This window comes from Curtobacterium sp. TXMA1 (assembly GCF_020162095.1).
Classification (GTDB): domain Bacteria; phylum Actinomycetota; class Actinomycetes; order Actinomycetales; family Microbacteriaceae; genus Curtobacterium.
Genome location: NZ_CP083910.1, coordinates 3,363,660 through 3,376,360 on the forward strand (window position 1 = coordinate 3,363,660; position 12,701 = coordinate 3,376,360).

Here is a 12,701-nt window from a genome sequence, read left to right on the forward strand (position 1 = left end):
CCGGCCGGCTCGTCGCCGGGCCGACCCGTCACCCGGCCGGCTCGGCGCTCTTCGGGATCGGCAGCGCGATCTCCACGTCGGGGTCGTCCTGCCGGGCTGCACGGATCATCGAGTTCGCGGTCGCGGCGAGCGGCACGGCGAAGAACCCGCCCGCGATGCCGCCGATCGTCGTGCCCGCGATCACGGCGAGCAGCACCGCGAGCGGGTGGACCGCGACGACCGAGCCCGTCAGGAACGGGTGCAGCACCTGCCCCTCGAGCTGCTGCACGAGCACGACGACCCCGAGCATGACGAGGGCGACCACCCACCCCTTGAACACGAGTGCGAGGAGCACCGCGACCGCCCCGGCGGCGAAGGCACCGACGACCGGGATGAACGCGCCGACGAAGACGACCACGCCGATGGGTCCGGCGAGGGGAACCCCGAGCAGGAAGGCGCCGAGGGCGATGCCGATCGCGTCCGTGGCGGCGATGACGACCTGCACCCGGATGAGGTGCGTCAGGGTCGTCCACCCGGCCTCACCGGCGACGCCGATCCGGTGCTGCGCGGCCCGCGGGAAGAGCGAGACGACCCACTCCCACATGTGGCGGCCGCCGGTGAGCGCGAAGATCGTCACGAAGGTCACGATGAAGAGCCCTTCGCCCAGGTGCACGAGGGTCGCCCCCGCGACGACGATGCCCTGCTGCAGTTCGGCGGCGTGCTGCTCGACGAACGACCGGGCGTCGGCTGACAGGGTGTCGAGGTCGACCGACGGCAGGCCGAACGGCGGGTGCCGCAGCAGGTCCTGCACGGTCCCGATGAGCGCGACCGTCCGGTCCTCGAGGCTCGGGAGTTGCTCGCTGACGCGCCAGACGACCAGGAACACGAGCAGCGCGATCCCGCCCACGAGCGACAGCAGCGCGATGACGATCGCGAGCCACTTCGGGACGCCGTGGCGCTGCAGCACAGCGCTGAACGGGACGAGGAGCGCCGCGACCACCAGACCGATGAGCAACGGCACCACGACGTTCGACAGGGTGAAGGCGATCCAGCCGACCAGGCCGACGGCCGCGGCGATGACGAGGATCCGACCGGCGAAGACCGCGCCGGTGCGCAGGCCGGAGGCACGGGGTGTGGGGGTGTCGGTCACGGGGCGTCCTTCGTTCGGGGTGCGGAGCGTGCGAGCTCGGGTGCGGAGCGTGCGAGCTCGGGTGCGGAGCGTGCGAGCTCGGGTGCGGAGCGTGCGAGCTCGGGTGCGCGTCGGGACCACGTGCGCTGGACGTGGTCCATCCAGGTGACAACCACCGTGTGCGGGGTGGTGAGTGCGGCGATGAGGGCGAGGTAGACGCCGAGGTCGACCCGCCGGACGACGACGGCGAGCACCACGAGCACCGCCACCGCGATCGCCGTGATCGGCCACGCCTGTTGAGCGAAGCGGAGGAACGGCGCGAGTAGTCGCCCGCGGTGCAGCTGCCACGCGCTGGTCGGGTCCGTGAGCTCCAGCCGGAGGATGTGCCGGACCGCGTGCCACAGCGTGAAGTAGAGCCCGACCGCGAGCACGGGCGGCACGACGGTGAAGAAGGCGACGAGCACGAGGTCCTCGGAGACCTGCCGCCAGCGCGGCCCGCCCCATCGCCCGACCACCACGACGTGCAGCACGACGAGCACGAGGACGAGGGCGGCGCCCGCGATCCGGACGACCGCGGGGACGACAAGGACGGCGCGGCCGATCCCGCCGTCGACCACGGCCGCGGACTCGACGACGACCTGCACGGCGGCACCCGGCTGCGCCACGAAGGGGACGACCATCGGCAGCGCGCCGCGTACCAGCACGATGAGGACGGAGCCGGCACGTCCCCGAACGCCGTCACCCAGCAGCCGGTCGATGAACAGGTCCCCCTGCCCCCAGTGGAACCACGTGATCGCGACGAACACGGCGAAGCCCAGCAGCGGCGCGGCGATCCAGAGCGCCGCCGTGGCCGAACCGACGACGAGGTACAGGGCGACGACCACCACGACCGAGCGCGCCGTGCTCGTCCCCGGGCGCAGCCGGGCCGGCACGAGGTGGTCGAGCGCTCCGTGCGGGAGCCCGAAGACCAGGACGCTGACGGCGAAGGGGACGAGCTGGACGATCATCGGCACCGGTGTGCCGGTGAGCCGGAGGACCGCGCAGACCAGGGCGACGACCGTCAGGACCGCGGTCACGGGTGCCAGCACGTGGTCGGCGACCCAGGTGCGGAGCGCGTGGGGAGCGGTCTCCGGCTGCGCGAGCACGGGGTCCACGGCGGTCACCGCGCGCTCCGCGCCGCACGGGTGCGACGGGCGACGGCGTCGGGCGCGCTGTGCGCGACCACTGCTGTCCGGCGGCGGGTGACCGCGTCGACCACGGTGCGCGCGAGCGCCGCGAGGAACGGTGGCTTCTGCAGCGCCAGCACGATCCGCAGGTCGTCCGCGGGGGTCGAGCGTTCCGTCAGGAACCGGACGACGAGCGGCCCGGGCAGCGCGAACAGACGACGGAACGCCTCGGGCGCCTGCTCCGGCCGGTCCCGCAGGAACCGGAGGAAGACCGCGTCGAGGAACCGCGTGCGCCAGCCGTCGACGAACGGGGGGACGGGCGTGCCGGCCGCCAGGTGCTGCGCGACGACGGCGCTGTGCCGGTTGCCTCGGGCGAACCCGTAGCCGCTGCTCGGCCGGGTCGTCCCGACGACGGCTTCCGCACCCGGCCACCGCGCACCGGGTCGGAGCGGGGCGTCGGTCATCGGGATGCACCCCCGCTCCGAGTCGACCGTGCGCCACTCGTCCGGCCGGAGGCACCAGCGCCGCTCGACGTAGCGCGTGACGTGGTCCTCGTGGTCGAACGGGTCTGCGGCGTCCGGCGTGAAGAGCGTGCTCTCGACGAGGGCCTCGGTGGGGGACACCGGCAGGACGTACACGAACCGCACTGGTCCGGAGGCCGCCTGCCCGCTGAAGTCCATGAGCGTCGCGGTCCTCGTGTCGAAGACCGGCCGGTCCGCGGTGATCCAGTGTCCGACGAACCGCTGGTGGAGCAGGACCCGGCCGGCACCGACGTGCTCCGGGCAGCGCGGTCCCCGGGCATCGAGCACGCTCGCCGCCCGCACCGTGCCGAGGGCCGAGTGGACCGGGGTGCCCGACCCGTCCGTCACCGACACCGCCGTCACCGCGGTCACCGGGGCACCGTCGACGAGCCGGACGCCACCGAGCGCGGCCAGCCGTCGCTCGGCCGCTGCACGTCGGTCGGCAGCCCGCACCAGGACGTACGGGTGCTCGGGGTCCGTCCCGACGCTCGTTCCCCGGTCGGTCCGGACCTCCCACCGCCCCCACGACGCCGAGCGGGCCTCGGGGAGGGGATCGCTGCCGTCGTCCCACGAGCACCACGCGCGCGGGTCCGGTGTGGAACGGCCCTCGAGCACCAGCACGGACCGGTCACCCGGCAGCGCGGCGAGCCGGACGGCCGTCGCCAGACCGGAGCAGCCACCGCCCACCACGGCGACGTCGACGGTGGCGGGCAGCGGCCCCGCGACGGGGCCGGGGGCCGGAGCGACACGCGCTCCGGCCCCCGTGGTGGTCGTGCCGGTGTCAGCGACGGACACGGTGCTCACCGCGACCAGCGACGGTGGCGGTGTCGGACCCGGACGCGGTGTCGGGCAGGGTGCCGTCGGCGAGCTTCTCGGACGAGACCCACAGCGCCTCGGGCAGGGTGTCGACGCCCGCGCGGACGTCCTCGGCGGACCGGAACTTGGCGACCTTGTGGATCATCACGCCGAAGCCGACCTTCGCGACGATGTCCGCGGCCGACAGGACGACCTGCATCCAGGTGATGACGGCGCCACCGTGGCCCCAGCCCTGCAGTCCGAAGATGATCGGGTAGGCCATCCAGGTGACGATGAGCAGGATCCCCGCGTTGCGGAGCGTCGTCGCCGCCTCCGAGCCCTTCAGGTCGCGGCCGCCCTTGACGACCACGTAGATCACGAGGAGGTACAGGATCACCATGAAGACGCCGGAGATGATGCCCCAGGTCCAGAGGGCCGGCATGCTCGTGCCGGAGTCGATCACGACGCCGCCGACGAAGCCGGTGCTGATCATCAGGAACGCAGCGGCCACGCCGACCGCGCGCAGGCGACGGGCCGCGACGCCGGCCAGGGTGGCGACGGCCAGGAGCTCGATGACGAGCAGCGGGACGGTGACGGTCCAGTCGAAGTAGCGCGGTGCCCAGGACAGGATCGCGTTCGCGTTCGGGACCCACGAGTCACCCTTGCGGTCGTAGCCGAGGGCGAAGGACGCGACGAGCACGACGTACGACAGGAAGGCCACGCCGGTGATCGCCGTCCCGGCGTAGACGCCGGTCCGGTAGCGACCGGTGACCTCGTTCGTGGACACGATCGACTTCACGAAGAACGCGAGGAGCGCGAGTCCGGCGACGGAGAGTGCGTAGACGATGATCGAGTGCTCCGCGAGCGTCAGCGTCGCGTTCCACGGAGCGAGTGCATCCGACATGAGGTTCCTTCCAGGGGATCGAGGGGCGGCGTGTGACGGCCGACCAGGAAAACTTGCTCCCGGGCAACCGTCGCGGTTCCCAGGCCCGGCTGCAGACGGGGTACAAGGACGTCCGTAGCGTGGTGATCCCGACGGAACTCGCGTCGACCAGTACCCGTCTCACCCCCAGGGGTGGTCCTGAGAGGATCCAGATGCCCGACCGCATCCGTGTCGCGCTCGTCAACGACTACGAGCTGGTCCTCCGAGGCCTCGCCGACCTGCTCGCGCCGTTCGCGGACCGGCTCGAGGTCGTGCAGCTCGACGCCCGACGGCGCGTCACCGTGGACGTCGACGTGGCGCTCTACGACACGTTCGCGCAGCCGGAGCCCGACGACGAGGACGTGACCCGGTTGGCGTCGAACCCGCGCATCCGGACCGTCGCCGTGTTCACGTGGAAGATGGACCAGGACCTCATCGACGCGGCCGTCGCCCGGGGCGCCACGGGGTACTTCGCGAAGAGCTCGACCGGCGAGCAACTCGCCGACGGGCTCCTCCGGGTCGCCGCCGGCGAACGGGTGCTCGACGCCCCTCGGCGCCGGGTCCCGAGCGGTCCCGGGGTCGACTGGCCAGGTCGGGAGCACGGGATCTCCGACCGGCAGTCCGAGATCCTCGCGCTGATCACGCAGGGCAAGCGGAACGACGAGATCGCCGAGCTCACGCACCTGAGCCCGAACACGGTCAAGACCCACATCCGGACGCTCTACAGCAAGATCGGCGCGGTGAACCGGGTCGACGCGGTCCTCTGGGGCACCGACCACGGCTTCCGTCCGGACCACCGCAGTGTCGACCGGACGCCCTCGCCGTAGGCTGGCCGGGTGAGCGACGACGATGAGCAGCAGTCACGAACGGAGTCGTCCGTGGTGGACGCGTCGGTCGTCGGACTCGGCATCGTGCTCCGGTCACTCGCACCCGCGCTCGAGCAGGTGACGCTGCAGCAGTACCGGATCCTCGTCCTCCTCGTCACCCGCGGCTCGCTGCGCGCCGGGGACCTGGCGGTCGAACTCGGACTGCTGCCGTCGGGCATCACGCGTATGGTCGACCGTCTGGTCCGTGACGGCTGGGTGACCCGGCGGACGTCCGGTCGCGAGGTCCTGGTCACCGCCGGTGACGAGGCAGTAGCACTCGTCGAGCACGTGCTCGCCCGCCGGGCGGTCGAGATCCGGACGGCGCTGCGCCGGATGACCCCCGAGGAGCGGACCGCGGTCCGCACCGCAGCAGACGCGCTGGTCCGGGCCACGGGGGCGGAGCCGGTGCTCGACGCACAGATCCTGCTCGCCACCGCGCCGCCCGGGCGCTGATCAGGCCGGGCCGTAGCGTGGTCGCGTGACGATCGCGCTGACCAGGACCGACCCGCAGGGTGCCGACCGGGAGGCCCTGGTCACCTTCCACACGTCGGCCGACTTCCCCTTCCACGTCCGCGCACACCCCACTCGCGCCGACCTGGAGCGCGCGGTCGACCGCGGCGCGTTCCGCGACGACGAGCACGACTCCTGGTGGCTCGACGACGACCGGCTCGGCCGCGTCGGCCTGGTCGTGCTCGAGGACCTGCAGGACCCGGCCCCACTGCTCGACCTCCGGCTCGCGCCGGCGTTCCGTGGGCGGGGACTCGGGCTGCCGGCCCTGCGCGCGGTCACCGACCAGGTGTTCCGCACGATGCCGGAGGTCACGCGCTTCGAGGGGCAGACGCGCGAGGACAACACCGCCATGCGCCGGGTGTTCCTGCGCGCCGGGTGGGTGCAGGAGGCGCACTACCGGGAGTCGTGGCCGGTCGAGGGCGGCACTCCGAAGGCGTCGGTGGCGTACGGGGTGCTCCGTCGCGACTGGGAGACGGGCGAGGTGACACCGGTCCGCTGGGGTGACGTCTCGCTCGACGGCTGACCGGCTCGTCCGGGCCTCGTCCGGCTCTCGACCGGGCGGTCCCGCTCAGGCGGGCTCGTCGACCAGCGCGGTGAAGCGACCACCGACGCCGTACACGAGGTGCCGCGTGGTCCCGGGCGCGGGCGCCGGCACCTCGTCGTGGTCGTGGCACACCAGCAGGGTCCACTCGGGCCACCACTTCTTCGGCCGCTCCTGCTCCGAGAACCCGCAGACGGCGCACTCCAGGTGCGCCCAGACCTTCTTCGCGCCCGTGCGGTTGCTCCGCGACTGCACGAGCCAGGCGGGCGGGTCCTGCTCGATCCGCTCGAGCTCGGACTCGCTGAGGTGGGACGGGATGCCGTGCCGAGCGGCCATCTCGAGCGGGATGTCGAGCCGGATGGCGGCGTCGCGGCGGGAGAGCATCCGTCCAGGGTAGGTCGTCCCGGCCGGGAGGCGCCTCCCGCGGCCCCGCCACGTGCCTCCCGGACGCGGCAGGGCCGTCGCGGTCGGTGCCTCGGTGGATCAGACGGCGATGCGTCCGCCGTCGACCGGCAGGACCGCGCCGTGCACGAAGGACGCCGTGTCGGCGGCGAGGAACGCGATCGCCTCGGCGACCTCCTGCGCGGACCCCGGGCGCCCCGCCGGACCTGCGGCGGCCAGCTGGTCGAGCGCCTCGCCCATGGCCGCGGTGCCCTCGGTGCGGGTCGGTCCGGGGCTCACGGCGTTCACACGGACGCCGGACGGGCCGAACTCGGCCGCCCAGGACTTCGTGAGCAGGACCAGCGCCGCCTTGGTCGACCCGTACAGGCCCATGCCCGCGGCACCGAACTCGGCGACCATCGTGGTCACGTTGACGATCGCGCCGGTTCCGCGCTCGGCCATGCCCGGGGCGAGCGCCGCGACGAGGAAGTACGGCGCCTTGACGTTGAGGTCGACCACCTCGTCGAAGCCCTCGGGCGTCGTGTCCGCGGTCGGCCCGAACGGGAAGATGCCCGCACTGTTCACGAGCACGTCGACCCGGCCGTCGCCGATGCGCAGCGCCTCGGCGGCGAGGGACCTGGCGCTCTCCGCGTCGCCCAGCTCGGCACGGACGAAGTCGGCGGTGCCGCCGGCAGCGCGGATGCCGCGGACGACCTCGTCGCCGCGCTCGGCGTTGCGGCCGGAGACGACGACGTGCATACCGCGAGCGGCGAGGAGTTCGGCGGTGGCGCGACCGATGCCGCTGGTGGACCCGGTGACGAGAGCGATGGGAGTCATGATGCCTTCCTGACTGAACAGATCTGTTCGGTTTGTGATGCTGGTAACTGTACAGATCGGTGCAGTAAAGTCAAACCATGTCCGAGTCCACCAAGACCCGTCGTCGCCCCGCGTACGAACGCGCCGTCGCCACCGCCGACCGGCTGTTCTACGAGCAGGGCATCCACGCCGTCGGCGTCGACCAGGTCGCGGCCGAGGCGGACATCTCGAAGGCCAGCCTCTACACGCACTTCCGCACGAAGGACGACCTCGTGCTCGGCTACCTGCGTGGCCGCAGCACCGCGTGGCAGGACCACGTCGCCGCCGAGCTCCCGCAGCGCGGGGCGACCCCACAGGAGCGGATCGTCGCCGTGTTCGCGCTCCTCGGCGAGTGGTTCGAGGAGCCCGGGTACCGCGGGTGCCCCTTCATCAACGTCGAGGCGGAGTACGGCGCGGGACACCCCACGCACGAGGTGACCCTCGAGCACCGCGACTGGGTGCGCGGGCTGTTCAGCGACCTCCTCGCAGATGCCGGCGTCGAGGACGTCGACGGCACCGCACTCCAGCTCTGCCTGCTCTACGACGGCGCGATGGCGAGTGCGCAGGCCGACCCGTCACGGCCGTGGGCGCAGGCCGCCGCGACGGCCGCGCGGGCACTGCTCGGACCGACGCGGTAGTCCGCACGGCCGGGGTGGGCCGGCACGGCGCCGGGGTCAGTCGGCACCGTCGGCCTCCGGCCTGCTGAACAGGTTGACGACGTTGCCGTCGGGGTCACGCACCAGTGCGGAGCGGTTGCCCCACGGCATCGTGGTCGGTCCGAGGACGACGTGCTCGGGCGCGAGACGGAGCTGCGCGAAGCGGCCGTCGACGTCGTCGACCTCGAACTCGACGAACACGGACCGGTTCGTGGCGGGCGTCAGGGCGCCGCCGAGCATCGCGACGGTGGCGGTGCTGGCGATCGCGAGGGTCGCGCCGGGGCCGGTGAACTGCGCGAAGACGGGCGCGGGGCGCTCGGCACGCTCGCCGGTGACCTGTTCGTAGAACGCGACGAGGCCGTCGAGGTCGTCGGTGACGATGCGGATGGACGTGAACGACACGGGGTTCCTCCGGTGGTGCTGGTGCTGATGCGGTCGGCACCCAGCGTCCCGGGTGGTCGCGACACCGTCCTGTCGGTGTTCGCCGGATCCCGTCGTCGGACCTCGTCCCCGATGCGTCGTCGGGCCGCCGTCGGTCGGCGGCTCAGTCCTCGACGACGGGACGGAGTCGCCCGTACCGGATGCCCAGGTCCTCCGGCTGGAGCACACGCTTCGGTGGCCGCTCGTCGGTCACCTCGATCGACGCCATCCGGTCGGCGCGGAACGCCCGGACACCGTCGCGCACCCGGCACCACGCCACCAGGTACCAGTGCCCCTCCTTCTCGATCGACCCCAGCGGTTCGACGTCCCGTGCCGTCTCCGTGCCGTCCGCAGCCCGGTACCGCAGCCGCACCACGCGGTCGGCACGCAGGGCCTCGGCGAAGGCGACCGGTGTGACGGGGTCGTCGTCAGCCTCCAGGAAGTGGACTCGTGACGCGACCGCACCCGCGCGGGCCGCATCGCGGTCCGGCATGACGGCGAGCACCTTGCGTGCCGCGGTGCGGGCAGCCTGCCGGAACGGGCTGGTGCCGAGCGCACCGAGGCCGATCAGCACCGCGAGGGCCTCGTCCGGCGTGAAGCCGGCGGGGCCGAGCGTCGCCGACGTGTCGATGACGTACCCACCGGTACGGCCGGGCTCCGCCCAGATCGGTAGCCCCGACTGCTGCAGTGCCGCGAGGTCCCGCTCGACGGTCCGCACGGACACCTCGAACCGCTCGGCGAGGCGACGTGCGCTCCGGGGTCGCGGTGCGGCGGCCCGCAGTTCCTCGACGAGGCCGTACAGGCGGTCGGTGCGGTTCACCGCCCCATCATCCGGTACGCGGATCATCGGCGGAAGTCGCCCACCTGACGGTCGGGCGCTGGTCAGGGCGTGCGATCAGTCCCGGTCGCCGAAGAGTCCGGCGCCGTGCTCCGTGAGGACGTCGTAGGCATCCCCGAACGTCGTGGGTACCGGGGCGTCGGGCTCGTACTTCGCCAGCAGCAGCCCGAGCAGCCCGATGCCGGGCGCGGTCAGGGGCCGGCGACGGTCCCGTTCCGACGGCGGACCGCTCCTGCCCTCCGGGTTGGTCGGCACGTACTGCGGGGCGACGTCCGGCCAGAGTTGCGGCTGCCGGGGGACCTTCCGGTTGAGCACGTTGTGGATCCCCGTGGCCTCGGCGTCCCGGTGGGTGAGGGGTTCGAGTCCGTGTTGCTCCGTCAGGGTCCGGATGACCGCGGCGTGGTGCATCGGCTCGTTGATGATCGTCCCGGGTTCCGTGTAGGCGGACACCACGAAGGCCGGCACCCGCCCGCCGAGTCGGTCGAAGGTGAACCCCATCTCGCCCGGGGTCGGCGACCCCGACGGCGTCGCGACGCCTGCGGGTGGCGGGACGTGGTCGTAGATCCCGCCGTGCTCGTCGAAGGTCACCACGAGGGCGGTGTTGATCGCGTTCGATCCGCGCTCGCTCCGTCCGCCGCGGACGGCGTCGTAGACGCTGGCGAGGAGCGCTTCCGCTGCGCGGACGTCGGACGTCGCCGACTCGTACGCGCCGGCGTCCGGCGCGCTGTGGTCACCCGGGCTGCCGACCGGCGGGTGCATGTCGTTGTGGTCGAACATCATCCGCGGCTCGATGAACGCGTAGTCGGGGAGGTTCCCGCTCGCCGCGTCGGCGTGGAACTGTTCCATGCTCCGGAAGTTGCTCTTCCAGTACCGCTCGATCGACGGTGCGTGCAGGAACCCGGTCAGGGACACCACCTGCCGGGCGTCGAAGTACACGCGCCAGGTCTTCCCCGCTTCCTCGAGCCGGTTGAAGATCGTCGGGACGGCGTCCGCACCCAGCCACTTCTGCGGGCCGCCCTCCCGACCGTTCGTGACGAAGCCGTGCGAGGTGCTGGCATGGAAGAACGAGCGGTTGCAGAACGTCTGCGACGGCACCGCGCAGTGCCAGTGGTCGTAGACGGCGAACGACCTGGCGAGCGTGGAGAACACGGGCAGCATCGCCGGCGAGAAGCCGCCCATCACCCGCGAGTACTCCTCGACGCTCGGTTCCCGGCCGCGCTCCAACCGGAAGTTCACCACGTAGTCGTGGACGAACCCGGACATCGTCGGCGTGCTCGTGTCCTCCGGGGCGTTGAACGGCGCCGCGTAGCCGTTCCGTGCGGGGTCGGCGTTCTCCGCGGGCTCGACGAGACCGAACCACTGCGTGTTGACGTGCGGGTAGAACTCGCCCGGGTCCGGGTCGGGCTGGCTCATGACGTGGTCGGTCGTCCCCTCGTACACGTGCGCGGGGACGACGGTGCCGTCAGGGGCGGTGTTCTCGTGTCGGCCGTCCTGCAGGCCGGCGAAGGACTGCCCGGGGCGGAGGTCGGCGTCGGTGTACAGCCGGCCGAGGACGTGGTCGAAGCTCCGGTTCTCGAACATCACGACGACGACGTGGTCGAAACCCGGCTCGGGCCGTTCCGGGAGCGGCGTGAAGCCGTACCGGGCATCGTGCACCGACCGGTCGTACGCTGCCCCGGCGCCGACGAGACCGGCACCGACGGCAGCGCTGGCCGCGCCGACACCGGCCCGGCGCAGGAAGGTCCGCCGGCTCGGTGCCGGAGTCCCACGGTCCTCGCTCTGGTGGTCCATGCGGTCCATCATCACCCCGTCCTGCCCGCAACCGTCTACAACTGGTGCATCGACAGGAGCGCGCGCAGTCGCAGCGTCCGTCGGAGCGGAGGCCGCTCGAGCCCGTCGACCACGACGGCGGCACCGAGCCACGTCGCGCCGGCCATGTCGGTCAACATCCGCGCAGCTTCCGCCTGCGCTCCCGTCGCGATCCAGTCGTCGACGAAGAGCACTCGGTCGCCGGACCGCAGCAGGCTCCGGCGGACTCCGAGGTGCAGGGAGCGGTCCCGGTAGTCCGGGCCGGTGGACACCTCCCACCACGGATCGGTGTCCGCGGCACGGCTCGGGTCCTTCCGAGCTTCGGCGAGACCGACCCCGAGGTGCGCTGCGACGAGCGCTCCCAGGAGCGTTCCGCGCGACTGGATCCCGAGCACCACCGTTGGCTGGGCATCGTCGAACAGGGCGGCGAGACCGGGACCGAGCGCGCGCAGGACGTGCGGATCGCGCCACCAGCCGGTCACGTCGGCGTAGGAGTACGGATCTGTCCGATCACTCCGCCACCGGAACGCGTCCTGCAGCCGTCGTCTGAGGTCGGTGTCCACGGTCACGACGTGATTCTCCCGGTTCGCGCGAGTGGACGGCGACGGGTCGTCAGGTCGAGCAGTCGATCGAGGGGTCGGTCGAGGCGTCCGACAGTCGGAGCTCGTGGGGTGCCGCGAGCCGACCTCGGGCGTCGAGCACCAGGCACCCGTACTCCGCCGTCCCGTCGTGCGCATCGACCTCGCAGTCCTCCGTCGATCCCGCATCGACGAGGAGCGTGGTCCGTCCCCGGGGTGCCAGTCCGTCGCGGTTGTCCCACAGGCACGTCAGGTCGACCGAGCGGCCGAGGTCGTTGACGACCGTGATCGGCACCTGGGCTCGGGAGGCACCGAGAGCCCAGCCGACGGCAGCGGCGGCGGCCAGGAGCGCGCCGCAACCGGCCAGCACGGCCATGATGGTGGTGTTCCCGAGTGGGCGCGTCGTCACACGTGTGGGTGCAGGCGTTACTTGTCAAAACCTCCCTTGCGGCTGTGCGGAACGCAGCTAAGTTGTCCGGCTCTTAGGCAGCGAAACTTGTCAAATTGGAAAATCCCCGATGAGGGCGCCGAAGAAACGTTCGATCTCACGGTGCCCCTTCCAATGAGTTGGGCTCATCCAAGCCCCGCAGAACCTGACCGAGGCTGATGAACTCGGAACCGCATGCTCGGTGAAGCTGGTCGGGGTCGCTTGTCGCGCGTATATGTTCCCGCTCGCCGCGCTCGAGCCTTGAGGGCAGCAGGCGGGGCATCCATCCCGTTGCGCGCATCGGTACA

The 12,701-nt window shown here is 72.1% G+C and carries 15 protein-coding genes; 4 read left to right on the plus strand and 11 right to left on the minus strand.

Annotation, left to right across the window (positions count from 1 at the left end; translation table 11 throughout):
• Positions 1–28: 28 nt before the first annotated feature.
• The 4 genes from LCG91_RS15920 to LCG91_RS15935 are packed head-to-tail and all read right to left on the minus strand — an operon-like array spanning position 29 to position 4,494.
• Positions 29–1,129: an AI-2E family transporter gene (locus tag LCG91_RS15920; protein WP_224441981.1), complete on the minus strand. Its 1,101-nt coding sequence runs from the start codon at positions 1,127–1,129 to the stop codon at positions 29–31.
• The gene (locus tag LCG91_RS15925) at positions 1,126–2,271 is read right to left on the minus strand and encodes a Brp/Blh family beta-carotene 15,15'-dioxygenase (RefSeq protein WP_224441982.1); all 1,146 of its coding nucleotides are present in this window, start codon (positions 2,269–2,271) and stop codon (positions 1,126–1,128) included. Before LCG91_RS15925 ends, LCG91_RS15920 begins: the two co-directional genes overlap by 4 nt.
• Positions 2,268–3,599 carry a lycopene cyclase family protein gene (locus LCG91_RS15930; RefSeq protein ID WP_224441983.1) on the minus strand — a complete coding sequence of 444 codons (1,332 nt, stop codon included), beginning with the start codon at positions 3,597–3,599 and terminating at the stop codon, positions 2,268–2,270. Before LCG91_RS15930 ends, LCG91_RS15925 begins: the two co-directional genes overlap by 4 nt.
• Positions 3,577–4,494, minus strand: coding sequence for a bacteriorhodopsin (locus LCG91_RS15935; protein ID WP_224441984.1), 918 nt, complete (start codon positions 4,492–4,494; stop codon positions 3,577–3,579). Before LCG91_RS15935 ends, LCG91_RS15930 begins: the two co-directional genes overlap by 23 nt.
• Positions 4,495–4,685: 191 nt before the next feature.
• Between LCG91_RS15935 and LCG91_RS15940 the strand changes: the two genes are divergently transcribed.
• Genes LCG91_RS15940 through LCG91_RS15950 form a run of 3 tightly spaced genes read left to right on the plus strand, consistent with a single transcriptional unit; the run spans position 4,686 to position 6,411 of the window.
• Positions 4,686–5,339 carry a response regulator transcription factor gene (locus tag LCG91_RS15940; protein WP_058728709.1) on the plus strand — a complete coding sequence of 218 codons (654 nt, stop codon included), beginning with the start codon at positions 4,686–4,688 and terminating at the stop codon, positions 5,337–5,339.
• 9 nt (positions 5,340–5,348) lie between these two features.
• Positions 5,349–5,831 (plus strand): MarR family transcriptional regulator, encoded by a 483-nt coding sequence (locus LCG91_RS15945; RefSeq protein ID WP_224441985.1) that lies wholly within the window; start codon positions 5,349–5,351, stop codon positions 5,829–5,831.
• Positions 5,832–5,856: 25 nt separating this feature from the next.
• Positions 5,857–6,411, plus strand: coding sequence for a GNAT family N-acetyltransferase (locus LCG91_RS15950; protein WP_224441986.1), 555 nt, complete (start codon positions 5,857–5,859; stop codon positions 6,409–6,411).
• 45 nt (positions 6,412–6,456) lie between these two features.
• Here LCG91_RS15950 and LCG91_RS15955 read toward each other — a convergent pair whose 3' ends face one another.
• Complete coding sequence (locus tag LCG91_RS15955) at positions 6,457–6,813, minus strand: hypothetical protein (RefSeq protein ID WP_058749069.1); 357 nt, start codon at positions 6,811–6,813, stop codon at positions 6,457–6,459.
• Between the two features lie 99 nt (positions 6,814–6,912).
• On the minus strand, positions 6,913–7,647 hold the full coding sequence (locus LCG91_RS15960; RefSeq protein ID WP_224441987.1) for an SDR family NAD(P)-dependent oxidoreductase: 735 nt from the start codon (positions 7,645–7,647) through the stop codon (positions 6,913–6,915).
• Positions 7,648–7,724: 77 nt separating this feature from the next.
• On the opposite strand from LCG91_RS15960, the gene LCG91_RS15965 reads away from it, so the two are divergent.
• Complete coding sequence (locus LCG91_RS15965; protein ID WP_224441988.1) at positions 7,725–8,303, plus strand: TetR/AcrR family transcriptional regulator; 579 nt, start codon at positions 7,725–7,727, stop codon at positions 8,301–8,303.
• Between the two features lie 36 nt (positions 8,304–8,339).
• On the opposite strand, the gene LCG91_RS15970 is transcribed toward LCG91_RS15965, so the two are convergent.
• The 5 genes from LCG91_RS15970 to LCG91_RS15990 all read right to left on the minus strand — a co-directional run bounded on the left by LCG91_RS15970 (position 8,340) and on the right by LCG91_RS15990 (position 12,375).
• A complete protein-coding gene (locus tag LCG91_RS15970) occupies positions 8,340–8,723 on the minus strand; it encodes a VOC family protein (RefSeq protein ID WP_224441989.1) in 384 nt (127 codons plus the stop codon).
• Between the two features lie 142 nt (positions 8,724–8,865).
• Positions 8,866–9,561, minus strand: coding sequence for a helix-turn-helix transcriptional regulator (locus LCG91_RS15975; RefSeq protein WP_224441990.1), 696 nt, complete (start codon positions 9,559–9,561; stop codon positions 8,866–8,868).
• Between the two features lie 75 nt (positions 9,562–9,636).
• The gene (locus tag LCG91_RS15980; protein ID WP_224441991.1) at positions 9,637–11,370 is read right to left on the minus strand and encodes an alkaline phosphatase family protein; all 1,734 of its coding nucleotides are present in this window, start codon (positions 11,368–11,370) and stop codon (positions 9,637–9,639) included.
• Between the two features lie 35 nt (positions 11,371–11,405).
• Complete coding sequence (locus LCG91_RS15985) at positions 11,406–11,957, minus strand: phosphoribosyltransferase family protein (RefSeq protein WP_224441992.1); 552 nt, start codon at positions 11,955–11,957, stop codon at positions 11,406–11,408.
• Between the two features lie 43 nt (positions 11,958–12,000).
• A complete protein-coding gene (locus LCG91_RS15990; protein ID WP_224441993.1) occupies positions 12,001–12,375 on the minus strand; it encodes a hypothetical protein in 375 nt (124 codons plus the stop codon).
• Positions 12,376–12,701: the final 326 nt, after the last annotated feature.

Excerpts from the sequence above, each read along its gene's own strand:
- LCG91_RS15935 (WP_224441984.1), bottom strand. The coding sequence starts at position 4,494 with ATGTCGGATGCACTCGCTCCGTGGAACGCGACGCTGACGCTCGCGGAG.
- LCG91_RS15940 (WP_058728709.1), top strand. The coding sequence starts at position 4,686 with ATGCCCGACCGCATCCGTGTCGCGCTCGTCAACGACTACGAGCTGGTC.
- LCG91_RS15955 (WP_058749069.1), bottom strand. The coding sequence starts at position 6,813 with ATGCTCTCCCGCCGCGACGCCGCCATCCGGCTCGACATCCCGCTCGAG.
- LCG91_RS15960 (WP_224441987.1), bottom strand. The coding sequence starts at position 7,647 with ATGACTCCCATCGCTCTCGTCACCGGGTCCACCAGCGGCATCGGTCGC.
- LCG91_RS15965 (WP_224441988.1), top strand. The coding sequence starts at position 7,725 with ATGTCCGAGTCCACCAAGACCCGTCGTCGCCCCGCGTACGAACGCGCC.
- LCG91_RS15980 (WP_224441991.1), bottom strand. The coding sequence starts at position 11,370 with ATGGACCACCAGAGCGAGGACCGTGGGACTCCGGCACCGAGCCGGCGG.